Origin of the sequence: Niallia sp. FSL W8-0177, from assembly GCF_038006285.1 — a bacterium.
In the GTDB taxonomy this organism is placed as follows: domain Bacteria; phylum Bacillota; class Bacilli; order Bacillales; family Cytobacillaceae; genus Niallia; species Niallia circulans_A.
Map to the genome: position 1 here is coordinate 1,549,791 of NZ_JBBOUX010000001.1, position 22,305 is coordinate 1,572,095.

Annotated in this window: 29 protein-coding genes; 17 read left to right on the plus strand and 12 right to left on the minus strand. The window is 33.7% G+C overall.

Annotation, left to right across the window (positions count from 1 at the left end):
• Positions 1-36: 36 nt before the first annotated feature.
• From miaA to glnA, 7 genes are all read left to right on the plus strand, one after another.
• Entirely contained in the window at positions 37-999 is a 963-nt protein-coding gene (gene miaA / locus NST77_RS07540; RefSeq protein ID WP_217279891.1) for a tRNA (adenosine(37)-N6)-dimethylallyltransferase MiaA, read from the plus strand.
• A 27-nt stretch (positions 1,000-1,026) separates the two neighbouring features.
• A complete protein-coding gene (hfq, locus tag NST77_RS07545) occupies positions 1,027-1,266 on the plus strand; it encodes an RNA chaperone Hfq (protein WP_031538267.1) in 240 nt (79 codons plus the stop codon).
• Positions 1,267-1,829: 563 nt separating this feature from the next.
• Positions 1,830-2,783 carry a stage V sporulation protein K gene (gene spoVK, locus NST77_RS07550; protein WP_095328468.1) on the plus strand — a complete coding sequence of 318 codons (954 nt, stop codon included), beginning with the start codon at positions 1,830-1,832 and terminating at the stop codon, positions 2,781-2,783.
• Between the two features lie 156 nt (positions 2,784-2,939).
• Positions 2,940-4,235: a GTPase HflX gene (gene hflX, locus NST77_RS07555; protein WP_095328469.1), complete on the plus strand. Its 1,296-nt coding sequence runs from the start codon at positions 2,940-2,942 to the stop codon at positions 4,233-4,235.
• Positions 4,236-5,504 carry a methionine gamma-lyase family protein gene (locus NST77_RS07560; RefSeq protein WP_123259467.1) on the plus strand — a complete coding sequence of 423 codons (1,269 nt, stop codon included), beginning with the start codon at positions 4,236-4,238 and terminating at the stop codon, positions 5,502-5,504.
• A gap of 111 nt (positions 5,505-5,615) precedes the next feature.
• A complete protein-coding gene (locus NST77_RS07565) occupies positions 5,616-6,035 on the plus strand; it encodes a MerR family transcriptional regulator (RefSeq protein WP_016204997.1) in 420 nt (139 codons plus the stop codon).
• A gap of 33 nt (positions 6,036-6,068) precedes the next feature.
• On the plus strand, positions 6,069-7,406 hold the full coding sequence (gene glnA / locus NST77_RS07570) for a type I glutamate--ammonia ligase (protein ID WP_095328471.1): 1,338 nt from the start codon (positions 6,069-6,071) through the stop codon (positions 7,404-7,406).
• A gap of 104 nt (positions 7,407-7,510) precedes the next feature.
• On the opposite strand, the gene NST77_RS07575 is transcribed toward glnA, so the two are convergent.
• A complete protein-coding gene (locus NST77_RS07575; RefSeq protein ID WP_235850190.1) occupies positions 7,511-7,735 on the minus strand; it encodes a tyrosine-type recombinase/integrase in 225 nt (74 codons plus the stop codon).
• 532 nt (positions 7,736-8,267) lie between these two features.
• Between NST77_RS07575 and NST77_RS07580 the strand changes: the two genes are divergently transcribed.
• A complete protein-coding gene (locus NST77_RS07580) occupies positions 8,268-9,239 on the plus strand; it encodes an NPCBM/NEW2 domain-containing protein (RefSeq protein ID WP_163188478.1) in 972 nt (323 codons plus the stop codon).
• A gap of 59 nt (positions 9,240-9,298) precedes the next feature.
• Here NST77_RS07580 and NST77_RS07585 read toward each other — a convergent pair whose 3' ends face one another.
• Together NST77_RS07585 and NST77_RS07590 are read right to left on the minus strand one after the other, a co-directional pair.
• Positions 9,299-9,466, minus strand: a complete 168-nt coding sequence (locus tag NST77_RS07585; RefSeq protein ID WP_141231315.1) for an IS3 family transposase — start codon at positions 9,464-9,466, stop codon at positions 9,299-9,301.
• 208 nt (positions 9,467-9,674) lie between these two features.
• The gene (locus tag NST77_RS07590) at positions 9,675-10,319 is read right to left on the minus strand and encodes a ferritin family protein (protein WP_141231314.1); all 645 of its coding nucleotides are present in this window, start codon (positions 10,317-10,319) and stop codon (positions 9,675-9,677) included.
• Positions 10,320-11,431: 1,112 nt separating this feature from the next.
• Between NST77_RS07590 and NST77_RS07595 the strand changes: the two genes are divergently transcribed.
• Both NST77_RS07595 and NST77_RS07600 read left to right on the plus strand, forming a co-directional pair.
• Positions 11,432-11,587: a hypothetical protein gene (locus NST77_RS07595; RefSeq protein ID WP_161798419.1), complete on the plus strand. Its 156-nt coding sequence runs from the start codon at positions 11,432-11,434 to the stop codon at positions 11,585-11,587.
• Positions 11,588-12,062: 475 nt separating this feature from the next.
• Complete coding sequence (locus tag NST77_RS07600; protein ID WP_341122866.1) at positions 12,063-12,407, plus strand: hypothetical protein; 345 nt, start codon at positions 12,063-12,065, stop codon at positions 12,405-12,407.
• Here the strand turns inward: NST77_RS07600 and istB are convergent.
• Together istB and istA are read right to left on the minus strand one after the other, a co-directional pair.
• A complete protein-coding gene (istB, locus tag NST77_RS07605) occupies positions 12,390-13,109 on the minus strand; it encodes an IS21-like element helper ATPase IstB (protein WP_341122867.1) in 720 nt (239 codons plus the stop codon). The genes NST77_RS07600 and istB overlap by 18 nt on opposite strands.
• On the minus strand, positions 13,106-14,611 hold the full coding sequence (istA, locus tag NST77_RS07610) for an IS21 family transposase (protein ID WP_171509407.1): 1,506 nt from the start codon (positions 14,609-14,611) through the stop codon (positions 13,106-13,108). Before istA ends, istB begins: the two co-directional genes overlap by 4 nt.
• Before the next feature lie 189 nt (positions 14,612-14,800).
• Between istA and NST77_RS07615 the strand changes: the two genes are divergently transcribed.
• Positions 14,801-15,118, plus strand: coding sequence for a phosphatase PAP2 family protein (locus NST77_RS07615; RefSeq protein ID WP_445668915.1), 318 nt, complete (start codon positions 14,801-14,803; stop codon positions 15,116-15,118).
• A gap of 147 nt (positions 15,119-15,265) precedes the next feature.
• Here the strand turns inward: NST77_RS07615 and NST77_RS07620 are convergent, their stop codons facing one another.
• Positions 15,266-15,796: a GNAT family N-acetyltransferase gene (locus tag NST77_RS07620; protein ID WP_095328477.1), complete on the minus strand. Its 531-nt coding sequence runs from the start codon at positions 15,794-15,796 to the stop codon at positions 15,266-15,268.
• A gap of 151 nt (positions 15,797-15,947) precedes the next feature.
• On the minus strand, positions 15,948-16,142 hold the full coding sequence (locus NST77_RS07625) for a hypothetical protein (protein WP_172860331.1): 195 nt from the start codon (positions 16,140-16,142) through the stop codon (positions 15,948-15,950).
• Between the two features lie 263 nt (positions 16,143-16,405).
• Here NST77_RS07625 and NST77_RS07630 point away from each other — a divergent pair, with 263 nt between their 5' ends.
• A complete protein-coding gene (locus NST77_RS07630) occupies positions 16,406-16,546 on the plus strand; it encodes a hypothetical protein (RefSeq protein ID WP_163188593.1) in 141 nt (46 codons plus the stop codon).
• Positions 16,547-16,645: 99 nt separating this feature from the next.
• Here NST77_RS07630 and NST77_RS07635 read toward each other — a convergent pair whose 3' ends face one another.
• Positions 16,646-17,236, minus strand: coding sequence for a hypothetical protein (locus tag NST77_RS07635; RefSeq protein ID WP_163188591.1), 591 nt, complete (start codon positions 17,234-17,236; stop codon positions 16,646-16,648).
• A gap of 372 nt (positions 17,237-17,608) precedes the next feature.
• Here NST77_RS07635 and NST77_RS07640 point away from each other — a divergent pair, with 372 nt between their 5' ends.
• The gene (locus tag NST77_RS07640) at positions 17,609-17,836 is read left to right on the plus strand and encodes a hypothetical protein (protein ID WP_095328479.1); all 228 of its coding nucleotides are present in this window, start codon (positions 17,609-17,611) and stop codon (positions 17,834-17,836) included.
• A gap of 79 nt (positions 17,837-17,915) precedes the next feature.
• Here NST77_RS07640 and NST77_RS07645 read toward each other — a convergent pair whose 3' ends face one another.
• Positions 17,916-18,467, minus strand: a complete 552-nt coding sequence (locus tag NST77_RS07645) for a ferritin family protein (protein WP_123257626.1) — start codon at positions 18,465-18,467, stop codon at positions 17,916-17,918.
• Between the two features lie 201 nt (positions 18,468-18,668).
• On the opposite strand from NST77_RS07645, the gene NST77_RS07650 reads away from it, so the two are divergent.
• Both NST77_RS07650 and NST77_RS07655 read left to right on the plus strand, forming a co-directional pair.
• Complete coding sequence (locus NST77_RS07650) at positions 18,669-18,890, plus strand: WYL domain-containing protein (protein ID WP_095328480.1); 222 nt, start codon at positions 18,669-18,671, stop codon at positions 18,888-18,890.
• A gap of 405 nt (positions 18,891-19,295) precedes the next feature.
• Entirely contained in the window at positions 19,296-19,607 is a 312-nt protein-coding gene (locus NST77_RS07655) for a spore coat protein (RefSeq protein WP_095328481.1), read from the plus strand.
• Positions 19,608-19,726: 119 nt separating this feature from the next.
• Here NST77_RS07655 and NST77_RS07660 read toward each other — a convergent pair whose 3' ends face one another.
• From NST77_RS07660 to NST77_RS07670, 3 genes are all read right to left on the minus strand, one after another.
• Positions 19,727-19,837 (minus strand): YjcZ family sporulation protein, encoded by a 111-nt coding sequence (locus NST77_RS07660; RefSeq protein ID WP_095328482.1) that lies wholly within the window; start codon positions 19,835-19,837, stop codon positions 19,727-19,729.
• A 209-nt stretch (positions 19,838-20,046) separates the two neighbouring features.
• A complete protein-coding gene (locus NST77_RS07665; RefSeq protein ID WP_095328483.1) occupies positions 20,047-20,148 on the minus strand; it encodes a YjcZ family sporulation protein in 102 nt (33 codons plus the stop codon).
• Positions 20,149-20,345: 197 nt separating this feature from the next.
• A complete protein-coding gene (locus NST77_RS07670; RefSeq protein WP_164463630.1) occupies positions 20,346-20,504 on the minus strand; it encodes a hypothetical protein in 159 nt (52 codons plus the stop codon).
• Positions 20,505-20,804: 300 nt separating this feature from the next.
• Here NST77_RS07670 and NST77_RS07675 point away from each other — a divergent pair, with 300 nt between their 5' ends.
• Complete coding sequence (locus tag NST77_RS07675; protein WP_095328484.1) at positions 20,805-21,386, plus strand: LOG family protein; 582 nt, start codon at positions 20,805-20,807, stop codon at positions 21,384-21,386.
• A gap of 43 nt (positions 21,387-21,429) precedes the next feature.
• Positions 21,430-22,272 (plus strand): GNAT family N-acetyltransferase, encoded by an 843-nt coding sequence (locus NST77_RS07680; protein WP_123257627.1) that lies wholly within the window; start codon positions 21,430-21,432, stop codon positions 22,270-22,272.
• Positions 22,273-22,305: the final 33 nt, after the last annotated feature.

Sequence of the window (22,305 nt, forward strand, 5' to 3'; positions counted from 1 at the left end):
TTTTGGCTAAATGTTAGTAAAAGGCAGTTGAATCATTTGACAATTAAAGAAAAAGTTGTGGTGCTAATTGGACCTACTGCTGTAGGAAAGACTAATCTTAGTATTGAACTGGCTAAAAAATACAACGGAGAAATTATAAGTGGAGATTCCATGCAAATATATAAGGGGATGGATATTGCGACAGCAAAAATCTCTCCAGAAGAAATGCAAGGGGTTCCGCACCATTTAATTGATATTGTAGAACCAGACGAAAGTTTTTCCGTCGCCCAATTTCAAGAGCTTGTGCGCAAAAAAATAACAGAGATTACAGCAAGAGGAAAGTTGCCATTTATTGTAGGCGGAACTGGTTTGTATATTCAAGCGGTTTTATACGATTATCAATTTCAAGAAACAGCTTCAGATCAAGCGTTTCGGATGAAACTGGAAGAAATGGCGCAGAGAGAAGGAAGCTTAAGAATTCATGACAGGCTGAAGGAAATAGATCCTGAGGCTGCAGCTGCTATCCATCACCATAATGTACGACGTGTAATAAGAGCACTCGAGGTCTTTCATGTCACGGGAAGAAAAATGTCTGAAATCCAAAAAGAGCAGAAGCAAGAGCCACTCTATGATACAGCATTAATTGGTTTGACAATGGATAGAGAAATTCTTTATGAGCGAATTAACAAAAGAGTCGATCAAATGCTTGAAAATGGATTGTTAGAGGAAGTGGAGCATTTTTATCATCAAGGCATAAGAGACTGTCAGTCCATTCAAGCAATTGGCTATAAGGAAATCTATAAGTATTACGATGGACTTCTAAGCTTACATGAATCGATTGAAGAGTTAAAACAAAATTCAAGAAGATATGCCAAAAGGCAATTAACTTGGTTTCGCAATAAAATGGATGTACAATGGTATGATATGACAGAAACCGTCAAAACAAATGACATAACAAAAAAAATACAGGAAATTTCTTCTTATTTAGAAGGAATGCTAGAGATTAAATCGAATACATAATAGTAGAGAGAAAAGAGGAGGATTTTCATGAAGCAATCAGTTAATATTCAAGATCAGTTTTTAAATCAATTACGTAAAGATGGCACAAACGTAACGGTATTCTTATTAAACGGATTCCAAATACGTGGATTTATAAAAGGTTTCGATAATTTCACGGTATTATTTGAATCAGAAGGTAAGCAGCAGTTAGTTTATAAGCATGCAATTTCTACGTTTGCTCCACAAAAAAATGTACAGATTGATTTAGAAGGCACGCAAGTTCAGTAAAATAGTCTCATTATAGGGCAAATATAAGTCCTATTGTTCAATCGAGTTAAAGATAGGGATACATAGGCATTTGCAAGGAAATGAATATGGAATAGCTTAATGAGAAACAGACTAAATCAAATATAGGTTTAGTCTGTTTTTTTATCCTTTCTCGTGTATGAAAAAGAATATATTGGTCGTCTGATAACAGTTTTTGGGTTCAAATTATACTGATTTAGTATGGATAAGAATTCAGCTTTAATTGTTTCGGTAAAAAAACGTTTGAAGTTAAAAATATGCTAGCCATTTTATCTCCTTTTTTGCTTAAATATAATATTTGAAATATTTCTTTATTTCAGCATAATAACTTACTCCATAGAATGGACTCTCCAGAAGTCTCCTCGAAAGCACTAAAAAAAATAATCTAAAATAGTTTAATGAATAGTAAAGGTTCTGAATATACATTAATAATGGGGAATAGTAGCAAACAGTATGAATCAATGAAAAGGCTTATAAATAGTGATAAATAATGCTTTTGTTGGGCAAGTGTTTAAAGCGTTTTGTTTTAAGAGGAGGTGTGGCTTTTGGAGCATCCAATCCGGATGAAGAATAATGGACAGATCAGCGTAGTAATCAATTCACAGAAAAAGAAGGTTCTTCCAAAGGAAAAGCCAGAAGCTGAGTCAATCCCCAGAAATGTTCCGAGTGAACATGAAGCACTTAGGGAAATTGAAGCGGAATTAGGAAGTCTTGTTGGCATGGATGAAATGAAAAAAATGATAAAAGAAATATACGCATGGATTTATGTAAATAAAAAAAGAGAAGAAAGTGGCCTGAAAACTGGAAAACAAGCATTGCATATGATGTTTAAAGGGAATCCAGGAACTGGTAAAACAACGGTTGCGAGGTTAATTGGCAAGCTTTTTCAAAAAATGAATGTCTTATCAAAAGGGCATTTAATCGAAGCCGAGCGTGCTGATTTAGTTGGTGAATATATCGGACATACAGCACAAAAAACAAGGGATCTCGTGAAAAAAGCAATGGGCGGAATTTTATTTATTGATGAAGCCTATTCTTTAGGTCGAGGTGGAGAGAAGGATTTCGGGAAAGAAGCAATTGATACATTAGTCAAGCATATGGAAGATAAACAGCATGATTTTATACTAATATTAGCAGGCTATTCTAGAGAGATGGATTTTTTTCTCTCATTAAATCCTGGCCTTCACTCCAGATTCCCGCTTGTCATTGACTTTCCCGATTATACGACAGATCAGCTAATGGAAATTGCTGATCGAATGTTAAAAGAAAGGGAGTATGCTTTAAGTCATGAGGCAGAAAAAAAACTTAAAGAACATCTTTCATATGTACGAAATGTCCAGCATCCAAAAAGTTTTTCGAATGGCCGCTATATTCGTAATATCATTGAAAAATCGATAAGAGCACAAGCGATGAGGCTACTATTAGAAAGTAATTATGATAAATACGAACTTATGACTCTTAGAAGTAATGATTTAATGTTAAACTCCCATGAAAAATAAGGATAGCAGGTTATTCTACAAGAAGTAATTCTCGTGGAATAACCTTTTTTCTGTATTTTTCTAAAAAGGCATTTTTACTAAGACATATTTTGGGTAACCTTATAAGGAGCAAATAGAAGAAACATTGTTTGTTTGCTATAATAGATAAAGTTCGACATGGAAAGAAGGTTTACATACTTGAAAGAAACTAAAATAGAAAAAGAAAAAGTAATCCTGGTCGGCTGCGAGACACAAAATGATGCTGCCCGATTTGCATATTCGATGGAAGAACTTGCGAATTTAACGAAAACAGCAAATGGAGAAGTTGTCGCTACTCTAACCCAAATGCGAGAAAGAATTCATCCTTCTACATATATTGGCAAAGGAAAAGTAGAAGAGCTAGAAATGCTTGCAGAGGAGTTAGAAGCAGACTTAATCATTTTTAATGATGAGTTATCGCCAAGTCAGGTGCGTAATGTATCAAAAAATTTGGACGCTAGAATTATTGATCGTACACAGCTTATTTTAGATATTTTCGCTTCGCGAGCAAGATCGAAAGAAGGAAAGCTGCAAGTAGAGCTTGCTCAATTACAATACTTATTGCCGCGTTTAGGCGGTCAGGGTCTGCAATTATCGAGACTAGGAGCGGGGATTGGGACAAGAGGTCCTGGTGAAACAAAGCTTGAGTCAGATAGAAGGCATATTAGACGGAGAATTGATGATATTAAAACGCAATTAAGTGTGATTGTCGAGCATCGTGATCGCTATCGAGAGAGAAGAAAGAAAAACAGAGCATTCCAAATCGCCTTAGTCGGCTATACAAATGCCGGTAAATCGACACTATTTAATCGCCTTTCGGAAGCAGATTCATTTGAAGAAGATATTTTGTTTGCAACTTTAGATCCAATGACACGCAAAATTATTTTGCCAAGCGGATTTTCGGCACTGATTACGGACACAGTAGGCTTTATTCAAGATTTACCAACAACATTAGTTGCTGCTTTCCGTTCTACTTTAGAAGAGGTCCGAGAAGCTGATTTATTGCTTCACGTTGTGGATAGTTCCAATGAGGAATATTATCAGCATGAGGAAACCGTACATAAATTACTTGAAGATTTGGAAATACCTGCAATTCCGCATTTAACGGTCTATAATAAAAAGGATTTAGTGCATCCAAAATTTGTCCCTACATCCAAAACAGAAAGTATTTTAATCAGTGCTTTTGATAAAGAAGACCGGGAACAGCTAAAGCAGACAATTGAACAAATGATGATGGAAAACATGGAATATTATGAAACAACGGTTGAAAGTAATAACGGGAAATTATTGTCGCAGCTAAAAAATGAAACAGTCCTGCGAAGCTTAATTTTTGATGAAGAAACGCAAAACTATTTGTGTAAAGGGTATGCGTTTAAAGAACATGCTATTTTAAACTATAAAAAGTCGATAGAAAAAGAGGAATGGGAGAAATAAATGTATAAACAGTTAACATATGGAACACAGCTAGAAACATTAGTAATGGAAGTGGAAGAACAAATAAAGGAAGTACATCAATCAATCGATAAAAGAATTGATTCCAATCAATTTCGTGTCTTAGCAAGCTTTCAAAATCACAAAGTAAGTGAATCACATTTTATTCCGTCTACTGGGTATGGATATGATGATATTGGTCGCGATACTTTGGAAAGTATTTATGCGGAAGTGTTTGGCGGGGAAGCTGGTTTAGTGAGACCACAAATTATATCAGGAACACATGCTATCAGTACGGCGCTATTTGGAATCCTTCGACCAGGCGATGAACTTCTATATATTACAGGCAAACCGTATGATACATTAGAAGAAATTGTTGGGATACGAGGGGAAGGGACTGGGTCGCTGCGAGAGTTTAACATCGGATATAACAGCGTTAATTTACTTCCAGATGGACAGCCAGATTATGAAAAAATCGCTGCGTCTATCCATGCAAATACAAAAATGATTGGGATACAGCGATCAAAGGGCTATGCAACGAGACCTTCCTTTTCCATTAAAGAAATAGAAAAAATGATTGCTTTTGTTAAAGAAATTAAAAGTGATGTAGTTGTATTTGTTGATAATTGCTACGGGGAATTTGTCGAAGATTTGGAGCCGTGCCATGTTGGTGCTGATTTAATGGCAGGTTCTTTAATCAAAAACCCTGGTGGGGGAATTGCTAAAACAGGCGGCTACATTGTCGGAAAAGAGGAATTCGTTAAAGCTTGTTCTTACCGCATGACGTCTCCAGGTATTGGGGCGGAGGCAGGGGCTTCACTTTACAGTTTACAAGAAATGTATCAAGGGTTCTTTCTTGCTCCACATATAGTTGGTCAAAGCTTAAAAGGAGCAATTTTCACAGCAGCTATGCTGGAGAAATTGGGGATGAATTCTTCGCCTAGCTGGAATGCAAAAAGAACGGATCTTATTCAATCTGTTCAATTTGATGATAAAGACAAAATGATTGCTTTTTGCCAAGCCATTCAATATGCTTCGCCGATAAACTCCCACGTAACGGCATATCCTAATTACATGCCAGGATATGAAGATGATGTCATTATGGCAGCTGGGACTTTTATTCAAGGTGCAAGTATTGAATTAACAGCAGATGGACCTATCCGACCTCCGTATGTTGCTTATGTTCAAGGGGGATTAACGTACTCGCATGTTAAAATTGCTATATGTATTGCCATTAATCAATTATTAGAACAAAAACTGATTACTATTTGAGTATAACAATCTGTTACATCAGTTGGGAAGAAATTGTAACATTAGTTGACATCTTTTTTCCCCAATCATATAATGAAGGGGAATTAAATCAATTTAAAGGAGCCGAATGCTATGTCTGGTAGTCAAATTCGTCGATCGATGCCTCTTTTTCCAATAAGTATTGTCATGCAATTAACAGAGCTGTCTGCTCGACAAATTCGTTACTATGAAGAACACGAATTAGTGGCTCCAGCAAGATCGGATGGCAATAGAAGACTTTTTTCATTATCGGATATTGATAAGTTATTGGAGATTAAAGATCTAATTGATCAAGGAGTAAACCTTGCTGGAATTAAACAAATATTCTCTGTTCAAGAAAAACAAGTGCTGACAGATGAAGTAAAGAAAGAAGCAGAAAAAGCACGCAGAGAATTATCTGATGAGGATTTGCGTAAATTATTGCGTAAAGAATTATTAAATGCAGGTCGCTTTAATGATACTCATCGTCCCTCTATGAGACAAGGAGACATGTCTCGTTATTTTCAAAAATAGATAAGAAGAAAAGTAGGGAGTGGAGGAATAGTCGTGGCTAAAAATTACACTAAAGAAGATATCAAAAGGTTTGCAAGTGAAAGTGATGTGAAATTTATCCGTTTACAGTTCACGGATATCCTAGGAACAATCAAAAACGTGGAAATTCCAATTAGTCAGTTAGATAAGGCATTGGATAATAAAATGATGTTTGATGGTTCTTCTATCGAAGGCTTTGTACGTATTGAAGAATCAGATATGTACCTATATCCTGATCTAAACACTTGGGTAGTATTCCCATGGACTGCTGAAAAAGGAAAAGTAGCACGTTTGATTTGTGATATTTACAATCCAGATGGAACACCATTTGGAGGAGATCCTCGTAATAATCTTAAAAGAGTCTTGAAAGAGATGGAAGATCTAGGATTCACGGATTTCAATCTTGGGCCTGAGCCGGAATTTTTCTTATTTAAATTGGATGAAAAAGGCGCACCTTCTTTAGAACTTAATGATAATGGTGGTTACTTCGATTTAGCACCAACAGACTTAGGAGAAAACTGTCGTCGTGATATCGTGTTAGAATTGGAAGAGATGGGCTTTGAAATTGAAGCATCTCACCATGAAGTAGCACCAGGACAGCATGAAATTGATTTTAAATACGCGGATGCAATTACAGCTTGTGATCAAATTCAAACATTTAAATTAGTTGTTAAAACAATTGCTCGCAAGCATGGACTTCATGCAACATTTATGCCAAAACCATTATTTGGTGTGAATGGTTCAGGTATGCACTGCAACCTTTCTCTATTCAAAAATGGCGAAAATGTTTTCTATGATTCAAAAGGTGAATTAGAATTAAGTGAAACAGCATTGCAATTTATCGCTGGTATCGGTAAACATGCTACTAGCTTTACAGCCATTACTAACCCGACTGTAAACTCATATAAGCGTCTAGTACCTGGTTATGAAGCACCTTGCTATGTTGCATGGTCTGCTAGAAATCGTTCTCCACTAATGCGTATTCCAGCTTCACGTGGCTTAAGTACTCGTGTAGAAGTACGTAGTGTAGATCCAGCTGCTAACCCATACTTAGCAATGGCAGCTTTATTAAAAGCAGGTTTAGACGGAATCGAAAACCAAATGACTCCTCCTGCTCCAGTAGATCGAAATATCTACATCATGAGCAAAGAAGAAAGAATTGCGGAAGGCATTGTTGATTTACCATCAACTTTAGCGCAAGCATTAGATGAGCTAAAGCAAAATGAAACAATGATTGACGCTCTAGGCGAGCATATCTTTGATCACTTTGTAGAAGCTAAAGAGATTGAATGGGATATGTTCCGTGTCCAAGTGCACCCATGGGAGCGCGACCAGTATATGGAAATGTATTGATTGGAAAAATCCTTTATTCATAAGGGATTTAGCTAAATTATTTCATGGGTGGAAATGGTTAGTTATTGGTCAGAATAACTAGCACCCATAAAACGCCCATGAAATTAAATTTTTCCGAGGACATTATTCATATGACTTTCAAACTTAGATAAAGAATTTTCTTCAATTTTTTTAGATATATGTGAATAGGTATCTACAGTGACTTGGTAGTTTTTATGACCAAGTCTTTTTTGTATATATTCTATAGTTGCCCCAGCTTCTAATAATAAAACTGCGTGAGTATCTCTAAGGGCATGAATCGGTATTTGAGGTAATTCTGCTCTTCTCAATATGCTTTCAAGATAATATCACCAGGCTGCATTGTGATGGAAAATGAATCATTACCCAAAAAATAGCGTAGCGTAAATTCATAATTTTTCTGATACTTATAAATTATGTAAAGATGTTTTGCTTTAGGTGAAAAATAATTAGTTTCTATCACGAAGTCCTTTGAGACAAAGAAGTCTGCATTCAATTGCTCTCGAATATTTTTTATAAAAACCTCACTAAATTGTAAATATGACATAAGTATTCTTAACCATCCTTTTATGTAAGATAGTGATAAATACGAAAAGATGAAAAAATGTTTCAATAAAATTAAAAAAATATAAACAATTATTTTCTATTAAGTTTAAATTGTTTGCATTTATACATATTAAATTTATATCATTAAGAAAATATTCAAAGAGAAGCGTTCCTCCTTAGGGGGTTTTTTTAGATTGCTAGGATATGTATTTTTATAGAAAAATATGGTTGATTTTATAGAATGGATATAATATAATACTTTAGTCATAGGTATATATACATAAAGGGGGAGAATTAGTGAAAAACAGAAAAGTATTAATGTTTCTAATGGCATTTGTACTCACATTGGGTACATTTGTTACATTTAGTAGCACTGTAGATGCAGCTTCAAAGTCATCATTAGAAAAGCAAGTTAAAGATTTAAAAGCGGAAAATAGCAAGTTGAAAAAACAAGTCTCTTCAAAAGACAAAGAAATAAAGGATTTAAAATCAAAAGTTTCCAGCAGAGATAAAGAAATAAAAAAACAAAAGGGTAATGTAGCTTCTAAGGATAAAGAAATAAAAAGTTTAAAATCAACTATATCAAGTAAAGATAAAGAAATAAAAAGCCAAAAAGATAAGGTAGCATCTCGTGATAAAGAAATTAAAAGCCTAAAGGCTAAAGTAATTCAACCTCTTGACGCTAAGTTAAGTTATCTTGGTAATACAAAAAGCGGTAATACAACAATATCAAGTAAATCGGTTCCTGTCTTAGTTAACTACAATGGTGTACCTTACGCTCCTGTTCAACTATTAGGTTCAATGTATAATGTTGGTACTTCTTATAATAGTAAAGTGAAAACTTGGTACTTAGGTGAAGGTACAAATGGAGTTTATATGTCTGATGTCTTTGAGGAACCATATCATCAAACTGGTAGCTCATATACCAATGAAGATTGGGCTTTAAAAACAGGAGGAAATAAATATTCCAAAGGTTATGCATTCTATGTTGCAAACGATAACGAGAGCAACGTATATGACTTTAACCTTCAAGGGAAGTACTCATCTATTTCTGGTATGCTAGGTTTACAAGATGGTGGTCAAATTCCTGGCCATATTGCATTTTATGGTGATGGTAAATTAATCAAAGAGTATAACTTTAATGCGGGTGACTTACCAATTAATATGTCTATATCCGTTAAAGGTGTTAAAAAGCTTGAAATTAAAACAGATAGTAAGGCAGTTTGGTATGACAATTATTTTGTTTTGGCTAATATGAAACTAAAATAAAAATATAAAAGCGTTCTTGATTGAACTGTGCCCCATTTTACGGACAGTTTAAAAAAGTGCTAAGCAGCAATTAGATGGTCCCGGTATTGTACCGGGGTCATTTTATTTAATCCCCATGGATAACGATAATGGTTATATTCCACGATTACTCTATCTACTTCACTTTTAACATCTTTTATATTATCTATTATGAGATAAAAAGGAAAGCGTAAAACTTCTGTATTTATATGAACTTTTGCCTACTATTATGAGATAGTATATGTTCCGTGTCCAAGTGCACCCATGGGAGCGCGACCAGTATATGGAAATGTATTAATGATAAAAGCCTTGGTATTTTTATACCAAGGCTTTTTTAGATGGAATAGACGAAATTTTATTAAGATGGAAAATTAAAAGGATAGTTTGCCAATCCAATAAATAAGCTAGGTGATTATCCTAGCTTACGCGTTTATTTAAAAAATAAAGAAACCAAACTGCATGATTTTGTTCATCATGGGCTGCTCTGATAAATGCTTCTTTAATTTTTAGATTATCAGTTTTGGAAGCAGTTTCTAAGTAAAAATCAACGGTCTCTTGTTCATCTTTAAATGCAAAGTCTATTCCAGCGTTAAACTGTTTTGGGCAATTTTCTATCATTTTGGGTTGATGGTTCTTCCCCGTCAATTGTGTATATAAATTCGAAAAAGTTCTGAAGTGTCGCATTTCATCATTTCTAATTTCCGTGATTCTTTCCTTGATTTCTTTTGATGGTGCTAGGTTAATCAGATGTTGGTAACAAGAGATAGCAGAATACTCACCATCAATTGCCTTCTCAATGAATGAATAAATATTATTTCTAGAATGAGCATGAAAAAGCGTAGTAAAACCTGGTACACCTGGAACGTAAGATCCTAGAAATTGTGGATAAGGATAAGTAGTTGAATGATAAGGGGGATATTTCAAATTGATAACTCCGTGGGAATAGTGAACATGACACTTATTATCCTGGCAATGCAATGGCTGATTCCAAGGACCAGCTTGAAAAAATGTAGTGCCGTGATATATTGGACCGTCAAGCCCTGTAATAACTTCTGGATACATAGTTTACCTCCTTTTACTTTTAGATATCTTATGTTAATTAGTTCCAGAAAATGTTTGTCTAAAAATAAAATGGGTTTTGTAAGAGAGAAGGAGAACGGGAAGGGGCTATTTATGAGAATAATAAGCTTAAACGTATTAATTTATTAGAAAATAAAGAATTGGATAAGTAAGCAATCTTTCGAAAGTGCTTTTGCTTGTTAGGTTACTACCTCAACTTGTCATACTGTTCATTTATAAATTTTATTAGTAAGGACGGGGAATGGGAGAATTTGTTTAGGAGCACATTTTCTGTGTGAGATTTAAAATAAGTGAAATAGATTCAGTTAGGAAATTCAGTATTCTCTTATCCATATAAGACTTCTTTATTTTTCCTATATCTAATAATTTGTATGATGATGCTGATTGTAAAAGAAGTAGCAGGAAATACAACAAGCCAAGATTCTAAACATTAATATTAGAAATAAGGCAAGGGAAACAGTACTTTTGAAAAATGTTAGCAAGGAAAAGGAAGTGTAAGAGCATGAAAAAACAATCAAGTTAAATGGATAGCTTATTTTACCCTATATATAAGACATTCAAGTTGAGTTAAGAAAATTGATTTCGTTTTTGGATCAATTATTTCTATGAGCCCATTTTCTTCAAAATCTGAAAAGCAAAAGTGAATTCTGCCGTTGTATATTACCTTTTGGCCGAACGTTATAATTTTATTCAACAAATCATCCTTTGTTTTTTATTTCAAAAAAATAATTTCATTTACTTAATTAAATAATTGATATATGAAATTTAGATTAATGATAGCTTTACCCTAACATAAAAAAAGATTAGAGTATACAAAGACAGCTACTTTCCCAGTATTACATAAGATAACCAAATGAGGTGGCAAAGAAAAATAAAAATGTGAAATGCATATATAATTGTTTTATACAAGAAATCGTATCAATTCCCCACTACCTTTTTAATCGTAACATACTGCAGCTTCCCCATTAATTGCGATCACCTTTTGGAATTAACCTTAAAAAATAGGTAAGAAGATTTATGTCGAAAAATGACGAAATATATAGATTGTCCATTAATTTCTTTTCTTTAATAATGAAAGGGAGGGAGGTGCAAAGATGGAGTTAAAAACTACTGGAAGAAATAAGTACGATATGATTATGGAGTTAATAGCCTTACATGTGAAACAGGCAGATTTTTTTGGAGATGATGTAAGGCCAGAAGAAATTGAAGAATTATTTAAAAAATATTCAGAAATAGTAAATAGGATTTAAAGTATAAAAAGCATCCAGTGGATGCTTTTTACATGCAAAGAAACTCCAAAGAGGATTTTATACCACTTTCTACATTATTGCAGTTCCTCCATGTAGATTTAGGTACAATTTCAGTCATCAATAAAAATATGTAGTTTTTCTGTTTGTCTTCTCATGAGACAGATCACTTTGGTGTCCATATGCTTATATTCGATCCTTTATGACTTGGTATTTTTGTAATCAAGTCTTTTTTATTATATGTAATACTTGCTGTGTTTCATTCAAAGGAGGAAAAAGATCAAGCTGCAGCTGGAAAATAACGTCCTTTGTTTACTCTCTTTTGAATAATCCAGCTATAAATCAAACATTATTGTCACATTAAAATTACAGTACTGTTCGTGTATAAAGAAAAATGTTATCTATTTGGAAGGAGAAAAATCGTATTTTACTTTAAATTAAAAGTCATAGTATATCAAAAGAGAGGATTTAGATATTTATGATTTTTTCAGAGGTTAATATTCACTTATTTAGGTACATTAATGATTTAGGAAAGCAATACACCTTTTTGAATATACCAATGATACTTATTGCCGAGTATATGGTTTATTTCTTAGCTATTGCAACTTTGCTGCTCTGGTTCAGTAGCAAGAAGAAAAATAGGATGATGGTATTATGTGCCATGGTTAGTTTCCTATTTGCAGAAATTGGAGGGAAAATAGCTGGAATACTGCATTCAAATTATCAACCTTTTGAAGAGTTTGTATTTGGCAAGCAAAAAATGCATAAAACGGCAATCAAAAATGTAACCACTTGCCAACGAAATTTAATTCTGAATAATTGACTCCTTATAACGATAACTATCGCCTTTAAATACAATCAAATGCGAATGATGGATGAGTCGATCAATTACTGCCTCCGTTAATATTGGATCCCCAAAAACGTGATTCCATTGACCGAATTGAAGGTTTGTCGTGATTATGATGCTTTTGGTTTCATAACACATCGAAATAACCTGAAACAATAATTCAGCCCCTTGTTTGTGAAGAGGAATGTAACCTAACTCATCCAAAATCAAAAGATCCAATTTCTCTATTTGCTTAAAAAGCTTATTGAGATTACCTTTTTCATTTGCTTCTAATAATCGATTAACTAATGATGCCGCTGTATAGAATTTAACAGCTTTGCCATACCTTTGTATGGCATTCAATCCAATTAACGTAGCTAAATAGGTTTTACCTGCACCTACACCCCCATAGAAAATTAGATTTTCTTGCTGCTTCATGAATACTCCATTTAATAGGTCTTCACTACTTAGTCCTGCTGTTAGGACAATGTCCTTCCAATCAAAAGGTTTCCCATTGACTTTAGGTAAGCTTGCTTGTGTAAGTAAAAGATTTGTTTTTCGTTCTTCTCGTTGCTCAATTTCTTTTTCAAAAAGCTTCAGTAAATACTCTTCATTTGATGTGGCTTCTATCTCTTGATAATGTTCTCTAATCCAACTTAATTTCAATCGTTTAGCGAATTCTTGAATCTGCGTACTCAATTTATTTCAGCTCCTTTTAGAAGCTGATTATAATGCTGTAGACCTCTAGTAGCCTCCGGCATAATAGGCAATGACTTTTGGAGATGTACTTCTTCGCGTATCCCTCGACCATTAATTAGTTGGTAGAATACTTGTTTAATTGATTCAACCGAAGGATGACCATGCTCTGATGCAATCTTCAGCGCTTCAGTAATTTTACTAAAATCATAATCTTTCATCACTGTACCTAATAACTTCAGGGCTTCTGATTTTTCAGAGGAAGTACATGAATTAAAATATGTTTGCCATTCTTGTGGTAACTGCTCATAGAAACTAGTATATTTAAGTGCCATAGGACGTTTGGCCATTAGATTTAAGTATGGCTGCCAATTAATCGATTTTCTATATTGACCATAGAGTCGAGGATGGCTAACGACTAGTTGATAATCATCTGTAAGAATATCAATTGAATTATATGAAATACGAATTAGAACCTTATTTAAAGCGTATCTTGGTGAAGTAGAATATAGATTTTTTTCTACTTTAATATAACCGTACTTATCGGCTTTCACTGTTTCGTATCTGATGCATTGGTATTCCTTACTTGGTAAAACCAAAAAGGCTTTCCGATCCTCTTCAAACAGCTGGGATATGAAAGATTCCTTTTCATAATGTTTTCTCTCACGATCTTTCTCAGCTTTTTCCCACAACGTCTTATTAAGTTCGTCTAAATTCAGTACGTGGAGACCAGGCAATAAATAATTGTTTCTCACATATTTCACCATTGCTTCCACATGACCCTTTTCATTCCCACTATTAGGATTACAAAATTCACTTTCGAACCCATAGTGTAGAACGAAGTTCTGAAATTCCTCTGTTAACTGCCGTTCGCCATTTGGCAATACCTTCTTTACGGCAGCTGAAAGATTATCGAATCTAATTGTTCTTGGAACACCACCCATATGGTGAAAAATACGCTTTAATCCTTCTAAAAAACACTCTTTGTTTTGAGCGGGGAATACCTGAAAATAAAATGAATTACTATATGGATAAGAAAGAACCAGATAGGGTAGAGTTATCTGTTCCCCTTGATATTTAAACGGAGCTTCTCCAAAATCCACTTGAGCTGACCCAGGTTTGCTCTCTAGTGATAACGCTGCTTGATTCGCTTCATTTAATAGTTCTTTTTTTCGATGGGATATGTAGTTTCTTACTGTTCGATCAGAACCCTTAAAATCAAACTCCTCTTTTAATTGCTCCCAAATTCTCTTTGCAGTTCTACGGAATTTTCTCTTTTGTTTAAAATCTTCTATTAACCATTCATCTACTATATGTTTAATAGGATCCATCACTGGAGATGGTCTGTCTTGTTTGATATTTTCTACAGGACTAAAATCATCCTGTTCTGCATACTTCTTAACAGTTCTACGATCTCTTCCTATTCTTTGTGCAATCTCCGAATAGTTACTGTCTTTTATGTTTACCTCATGTCTGATATAATTAATTTCGGCCACTGCCAACATCTCCTTAATACCTCCTGCGCTTGTTTGTCCCAACAGGAAGTGTATGTGTATTTTGGAATGTTGACAAGTGGTTTTTTAATTTGTGCAGGGCCTACGGCCCTATTGCACAAATTTAATGCCATACCCTACATTTTTATGATGCCATAAACAGAAGAGTTGTTAAATGTAAATAAATTGATTGAAAAGGCTGTGGATAATTCTTTTCCAAGCGATCATACAATTTTATTTTTTTCCATTTGTCTATCCTTTTATTTGTTTAAAAGAGGGATTTGGTTGTTTTGGGTTATTCTTGCACTTATTGTTGGGATATCGCGTATATGGGTTGGAGTACATTATCCAATGGATGTTTTCGTTGGGGCATTCATTGCGACTATGTCATCCATTTTAGTATATTTGACTTTACCAAAATTAAAGTTGACTAATCAATTTTTAGCCTATTATGAGGATTTGGAACAACGCCTTTCTAGAAAAGTTTTTTCAAAAAATAAAGGTTCAAAGGATATATAACAGTTGTTTACAGTAATAGTATGAAAAAATAATGCAAGCCTCCTTCTAAGCGGCTTTGCTTACTGGGATAAACGAAGCGTGAATAATCCTTCAAAAGCAGCGTATGATAAATCACTCCGCTTTTGAAGGAATTTGATTAATAAAAATCTAATCTGAAGCTAAAAGTGAATACAATTTGAGATCAATAAAACGATTCTTAGCCTTTTCCGCTTTTCTTAAAGTTCCTTCGTAAGTAAAAGATAACTTTTCTATAAGTCTGATTGAATTAAAGTTATCAGGTTCGATTTTAGCTTCAATCCTATTTAGGTTTAAATCAGTAAAAGCAGATTGAATTAAGCATGAAATTGCTTCTTTTGCATATCCTTGTCCCCAATGGAGTTTGCTTAATTCATATCCTATTTCCGCTTTCGCATTGTCAAAATCAATAAAATTAAAGCCACAAGAACCGATAATTTGGTTCGATTCCCGCTCAATGATGGCGTAGCGAATGGCTTTATCTTCCTTTGCTAGCTCATCTAAGAAAAAAATCATTTCTTTAGCTTGACTTTCCTCTGTGAAACTGTCGATATTCATAAATTTTGTCACTTCTGGATCCGACCAAATCGGAAATAAACTAGTTGAATCTGAGTCTCTCATTTTTCTTAATAATAGTCTTGTAGTGTGTAATTCTGTAATCAATATTTTCCCTCCATTTTATAAGTTTAGTTTGGGGTTATATATTGATATCTGTGCATAATTCAGTCCCTTCGTATTGATCTTTTTTTATTATAACAAGACTGTTATGAGAAAGAAATAAAACTAACCAAAATGCGATTAACAACCACTATATTTATGAAAGAAGTCCAATAGTATTGGAAAATGGTAAGAGGTTAATGAGGGGGGATGACATGATTAACAGCTGATAATAAAAAATGATACTTCTTTTTAAAGTAAGTACCATTCGTCTTTTTGATAATTTGAGTTTAACTGCAGAAAAGTATGCAGTCATTAAGTGATCATTACTTAATTTTCTTAATGAATCCACCGTTGCAATCTCCTTTGATTGTTAATTAATGTATATTTACCTGAATTTGAGCAATATAAACTAACTATAGGGAAAATTAAGAAATCTATATTTAAACAAAGGCAGTACTGCTGCTTTCTTATTTTTTATGGTTTTCTTTATAGAAAAATTATTAATGGCACAATCATTTGTTTCACCATTTTCATACTATATATGGAAAGGACAAGCAATTAATAAATCCTTTGATTGCTTGGAGGTATTCTTTTAATAAAGGGGTGAAATTTATGCCATTTACAATTTTCGGTTTTGATTTAACTGTTACTATTTTAAATATTCCTTTTAATGCAGAATATAGTATTACTATTGGTAAAGAGCACAAAGGGAAACATCATCATGATCATCATCATCTTCCTGTAAAAGCATAATTATAATGGTTTAAGAAGGCTATAAATATGATCTATTTATAGCCTTTCCCATGCATGCCTAGAAGAGTAACGATGAGAAGTAATCACTAAAGCAGCGGATTAGTCCGCTGTTTCATTTGGTACTAAATTTAAAAAACGGGCAAATCCAAGAAGCATATATTGTCGTTTACTATACATATCATCTATTAGTTTACAAAAGTTTTTATAAGCGAATTCGTCTTTAGCTTTTTTGCGTTTTTCTCCAAGACTTTGCAATGATTTACTAAGCTTTTCTGCTTCGAAACGGTATGTTTTTTCCTTCTGTTCATATTCCTCGATTTTTGCTTTGATATTTTCCGGGATATAGGTTTCTGGAATAAGGAGCGAAACCATTGCTTTTATTTTTGGTATCTCCAGTTGATTTGCTAAATAGGTACGGTGATTCCCGTCTGTTGCAACTGTATATTTCCCATTAGGAAGCCTATATAAATGTAAATCGACGGGACATTCATCATGCCAGCCCTTTTGTTCAAGTGAATTTCGAAGTTCTTTCATTTTATCGCTGTTCTTTACTTGATTAACTGGTGTAGAAAGGCCGATGATGTCATTTGGAGATACAGATATGACACCATAATCAACTGTAACAAAAGGTTTATAAGTCTTCACTATTTGATCAAAGAGCATCCATCGTTTTCTAAATAATTTAATCAATGGAAACACCTCCTAATTAAAGCTATTTTAATTACAGGTAGTCTCATGACAACTAAATGATAATAATTATTTCAGACTATAGACAAACCTGTAAATAGGAGTTAATAGGAGTTTAGTAATCCATCATTTTAAAAAAAACGATTACGTATCAGAAAATTCGTTTAGTTAAATGGTATAATAAGTTAGATAGATAATAAGTAAAGAGGAAGAAATAAGAAATTATATAATTATATATGTAAACGGATTCATACAAAAAGAGAAACGATTATTTTTTTCTTTGTCAAGTTCTCATGAAAAACAGTAATAAATCGTTATATCTATCATATAGTACGAGTGTAATCATAGAAAAAGTGGAGGTGCCATTTTACTAATATGAGTGGATTAGTGTTTTTTCAATTGCTTGCCGCGTTATTAGTAGCATTTATATTTTCGTTTTTACCTATCTTAATTTTTTTTATAGTTGTCCTATTTTCAAAATTGAAAGGGTTTACTTTGTCTGGGAAGTTTACAAATAGCTATTTGTTAATCGGCACACTCTTTAGCTTAGTTGTTTTGTTCTCATTTAGTATTCCGACTGTCTTACATTATATTGGAAAATAAGCTGAATTTAAGAAAGATAGCTCCCTATGACTGAAGAATAACTTCTCCGGGGAGCTTATTAATTATAGATTAACCTCTTTTATTTCATAAAATATAAAAACCAAACGGCATGATTTTGCTCATCATGCGCGGCTCTTAAAAAAGCTTCTTTTACTTGATGGTTCGTTGTATTATAGGCGATTTCTAAATACATATCGACAGTCTCTTGTTCATCAAGAAAGGCAGCATCGATTCCTTTTCGATAATTAGTTGGACATTTTTCTTTCATTATTGGTGTGTGTTTTTTTCCTGTTAATTGAGTATATAAATTGGAAAAAGTATTATAATGTCTAATTTCATCTTTTCGAATTTCTGTTATGACTGTTTGTTCCTTTTTCGAAGGAGCGATATTTTTTAGGGTATGATAACAAGAAATGGCTGCATATTCTCCATTAATTGCTTTTGTAATTTGTGAAAGTAAATGGTTCTTTCGGATAGAAGTTTGATTAGGTTGCCTATAAAGACTGTAGGAATATGATGGTAGATTAAAAGGTGTAAAATATTTTTGATGAGGAGAATTGGATAGTTGGCTCCATTGGCTATGAGAGGAAAATGGATATCCTTCCAGCCTATGCGGTATAGCTAGGTTCATCTTAAAACTCCTTTGTTTTTGCTTTATCTTATTCTTAGTTCTGTGGAAAGTTGGTTGTCTTTATTAAAATGGGTGTCTAACAGCAAAGATAAAAAAATCTCCCCGAAAGAGTAAAAAGTTTTTAGGATAGAACATTAGTTCGCAAATGACTTGAATAAGAACGAATGTTCTTGTATAATGAAAAAGAAGGAGGAGTTAACGATGGTAAAGCAATTAGAAAAAGCATGGAAAGAAAAAAGACCAATTGAGATTATCTATGTAAAAAAGGATAATACTGTCTCCCAGCGTACAATACTGGTGTATGGAGTCACAGACATATACATAATGGCCTATTGTCTAAAAAAGAAGCAGCCACGCATTTTCAAGTTGGGTTCCATCTTAGCAGCCTCCTTTGTAAAAAAGAGACATCCATTGTATGCTTAGAAGCTTTTTCCTGAGGAGATAGCTTTTTATTTTTGAACAGATAAGATTGAATGTTGTTGCAGATGAATGGGAGCCAGTATAGATATTTCAGACTTGTAGGGTTCTTTCTAAAAAAGGGGAATCTATCATATTAGATTGTGAATCTATAAGCTTTTGTTCTAATTAGTGAATCATTAGCTGTAGATCGTTTGCTGGTATTATAAAATGCTCCGATTTCCTTGTGTTTAGCTTTATTAAAATCATCTATATTTACTAGACATATTATCCGCGTTTCTATTAATAGACTTTTCTCTTAGTAGTTCTGCATATTTTGACAAAGAATAGTATAAAAGCTCGGACAAGCATTGTTTCCTTACATAATATATATTGTAAGTGAAATTCAAAATTTGAAAGGAGCGAAAGAGAATGGGTCGTCATAATAATAATGTAGGTGGTTCAGGTAATAACAAACATTGCAATAAATGTTCTAATCGTGTTTCCCCAGTAGAAGATATCATCCATCCAACTAAAACAGTTGTTCGTACAACAACAAATGAACGCAGAATCCGTAATATTCATCCAACAGAAATCATCAATGTAAACAGAACTGTAGTTCGTAATGAAAACTTTTTCCCTGTAACAGAAAGACAAGTAAACGAAACAGTAGTGGAAGATTTTGATTGTGGAGCTGACATTAATAACTCAAATAACTGTAGACCAAGAAGAAGATTCTTCTAATGCAAGTAGGAAAGGGCACCTGTTTAAATATATATAGGTGCCCTTTTTTGTATAAGCGAGGATCTGTATTCAAAAAAGGACAAAAAAAGAAAGCACAATCCGTGCTTTCTTTTTACGGATTAATAACTTCCTAAATAGGAAGCCCCAATGATAATTAATAAAATGAACAATACAACTATTAAAGCGAAGTTACTACTGTAACCGCCGCCACCGCCATAACAATCTGACATGTGTGCCACCTCCTTCTACTAGTTACAATATATCCTATGTAAACAAGTAGAAGAGTGAATGGACAAGAATCCCATAGGTAGAACAAAAGGCTTTTTCATTAAAGGCTTACAACTAATAAATAATAGACTAGATATACTAAAAACGAAAAAAGCCTCAAGAACAATCACATATATGATTGTTCTTGAGACCTTAGTAATCTTTACATGAATTAATAACCGCCTACATAAGATGCACCGATGATAATTAATAAAATAAATAATACGACGATTAAAGCAAAGTTACTTCCAAATCCGCCTCCATATTCAGACATATCAGTCACCTCCACCTATAGATTTACTATATGATATGAAAGTGACCGACTATGGTGTGGACAAGTTCATCAAAAATTGTTAAATATGTAAAATGGTCAATAATCTAAAAAAGGAGTTGATCTAGGGAAAAATAACTGGATAGCGCTTACTTTTATATCTGAAAAGAAAAGTGTTCCATTTTATCAAAAAAATAAACCTATTGTGTGCAGACATCTTCTAATTGTGTAAGCTGAGAATTATGTACGAGTTCTACCTTAAAAACATTATAAATATCCCTAATTTCACAGTAACCTGTATCATAGCAAAATAAAACTTTGAACACTCTGCCTTTATACAAAACCTTCCCTTCTTCCATTATAAACCTCCTTGATATTAGGTGTACTTAGAGATGATTTCTTGTTTCAATTACCCAATCTTGAAATAATATAAACCTATTTTTTATTATTTTTTTTTGAAAAATAGGTTCCCGTTTTCTTATGTGCTATGAATCTTAGGAAAATCATAAAAATATAATAGGGAATTAGTGAAAATAAGACTTCTTTTAAGCCGTTAATCCAGTTAGAATAATAGGAAGGAGAAAATTTTTCCATTTCAACATTGTTGAACACAGGTTGGTAAATAGAAAGTGTACTATTCTTAAAATGGAGGGATCAAGGTGAAAAAAATTGCTGTGTTCTGTGGTTCAAGTACAGGTGCTTCGCCAATCTATACGGAGGAAGCAATTGCGTTAGGGAAGGAATTAGCAAGAAGAAATTTAGAACTTGTATATGGTGGATCATGCGTAGGTTTAATGGGAGCCATTGCAGACAGTGTGGTGGAAGCTGGTGGTAAAGTAATTGGTGTGCTTCCAGACTTTTTGCAAGAAAAAGAGATAGCACATCCAGCTTTAAGTGAGTTAATTATTGTTAAGTCCATGCATGAACGAAAAGCAAAAATGACTGAGCTTGCAGATGGCTTTATTACTCTTCCTGGCGGTGCAGGAACGATGGAAGAATTTTTTGAGATATTTACTTGGGCACAGCTTGGATTACATAAAAAACCTTTAGGAATTTTGAATATTAATCATTATTACGATCCTCTTGTGGGATTAATTAATCATATGGCGGATGCGGAATTTTTACAAGAGCAATACCGTTCCATTGCGATAGTAGATTCTAATCCAAAACAATTACTTGATCAATTCACTACTTATACCCCGCCAGCCATTAAAACGTTCATTGAAGTAAGTCAATCGTAATTTTTTTACCTTTAAATTTATTCATGATAGGAGTAGAACAGCTATGTATCTAGTACAGAAGTTTTATGATTTAGAAGATTTCAAGAACGTGATGATTCCTCATCTAGAGAAAGATGAAGCGGTAAATGGATTGCCTCTTGGAATTTTAATGAACGCTAATCAAGATGTAAAGCCACCTGTAATGGCTGGCTTATATGATAATGAACAACCTGTTCTCATGTTATTGCAAACACATCCAAAACAAATCATCGTCGCAGTATTTGAGAGGATTTTGCCTAATGATTTACCACTTATTAGCAAGTTGGTACATGAAAGTATCACGGATATTCCTGGTTTAATTGGAGAGAAAGCAATTGTAGAAGAACTTGCCATTCATATTGCCTCATTACGCAACTTAAAAGTTGTTCTTGGCATGGATCAACGTATTTATCAATTGAAGGAATTAAAGAAAAAGGCAGATCATACTGGTATTTTTAGATGGGCGAATAAAAGCGATCAGGCCATCACCCAGCAATGGGTTTATGATTTCGCAGTTTCAATCAATGAGCCTATGGAAATGGACCAAGCTGCTAAACGGGCAGAAGAACTGATTGATAGTAATCGGCTAGCGTTCTGGGAAGTAAATAATCAGGTAGTCAGCATGGCTAATGCAAGCAGACCGACGAAAAATAATATAACGATAAATTTTGTTTATACACCAAAGGAATTCCGAAAAAGAGGGTATGCATCAAATTGTGTTGCAGAGCTTACACAACGATTATTATCCTCTGGATTTTCCTCTACGAGTCTTTATACGGATATAACAAATCCTACGTCCAATAAGATTTACATGGAAATTGGATATGAGCCAAAGATCGATTCTATCTTATTATTTTTGGAGAAATGAAGGTCTTTTCAAAATTACAACGTCAATAAGGAG

What these genes read in the sequence shown, in the direction of transcription:
- hfq (WP_031538267.1), top strand. Translation starts at nt 1,027, where the DNA reads ATGAAGCAATCAGTTAATATTCAAGATCAGTTTTTAAATCAATTACGT.
- hflX (WP_095328469.1), top strand. Translation starts at nt 2,940, where the DNA reads ATGGAAAGAAGGTTTACATACTTGAAAGAAACTAAAATAGAAAAAGAA.
- NST77_RS07560 (WP_123259467.1), top strand. Translation starts at nt 4,236, where the DNA reads ATGTATAAACAGTTAACATATGGAACACAGCTAGAAACATTAGTAATG.
- NST77_RS07565 (WP_016204997.1), top strand. Translation starts at nt 5,616, where the DNA reads ATGTCTGGTAGTCAAATTCGTCGATCGATGCCTCTTTTTCCAATAAGT.
- NST77_RS07590 (WP_141231314.1), bottom strand. Translation starts at nt 10,319, where the DNA reads ATGTATCCAGAAGTTATTACAGGGCTTGACGGTCCAATATATCACGGC.
- NST77_RS07595 (WP_161798419.1), top strand. Translation starts at nt 11,432, where the DNA reads ATGGAGTTAAAAACTACTGGAAGAAATAAGTACGATATGATTATGGAG.
- NST77_RS07600 (WP_341122866.1), top strand. Translation starts at nt 12,063, where the DNA reads ATGATTTTTTCAGAGGTTAATATTCACTTATTTAGGTACATTAATGAT.
- istA (WP_171509407.1), bottom strand. Translation starts at nt 14,611, where the DNA reads ATGTTGGCAGTGGCCGAAATTAATTATATCAGACATGAGGTAAACATA.
- NST77_RS07630 (WP_163188593.1), top strand. Translation starts at nt 16,406, where the DNA reads ATGCCATTTACAATTTTCGGTTTTGATTTAACTGTTACTATTTTAAAT.
- NST77_RS07640 (WP_095328479.1), top strand. Translation starts at nt 17,609, where the DNA reads ATGAGTGGATTAGTGTTTTTTCAATTGCTTGCCGCGTTATTAGTAGCA.
- NST77_RS07645 (WP_123257626.1), bottom strand. Translation starts at nt 18,467, where the DNA reads ATGAACCTAGCTATACCGCATAGGCTGGAAGGATATCCATTTTCCTCT.
- NST77_RS07650 (WP_095328480.1), top strand. Translation starts at nt 18,669, where the DNA reads ATGGTAAAGCAATTAGAAAAAGCATGGAAAGAAAAAAGACCAATTGAG.
- NST77_RS07655 (WP_095328481.1), top strand. Translation starts at nt 19,296, where the DNA reads ATGGGTCGTCATAATAATAATGTAGGTGGTTCAGGTAATAACAAACAT.
- NST77_RS07660 (WP_095328482.1), bottom strand. Translation starts at nt 19,837, where the DNA reads ATGTCAGATTGTTATGGCGGTGGCGGCGGTTACAGTAGTAACTTCGCT.
- NST77_RS07665 (WP_095328483.1), bottom strand. Translation starts at nt 20,148, where the DNA reads ATGTCTGAATATGGAGGCGGATTTGGAAGTAACTTTGCTTTAATCGTC.
- NST77_RS07670 (WP_164463630.1), bottom strand. Translation starts at nt 20,504, where the DNA reads ATGGAAGAAGGGAAGGTTTTGTATAAAGGCAGAGTGTTCAAAGTTTTA.
- NST77_RS07680 (WP_123257627.1), top strand. Translation starts at nt 21,430, where the DNA reads ATGTATCTAGTACAGAAGTTTTATGATTTAGAAGATTTCAAGAACGTG.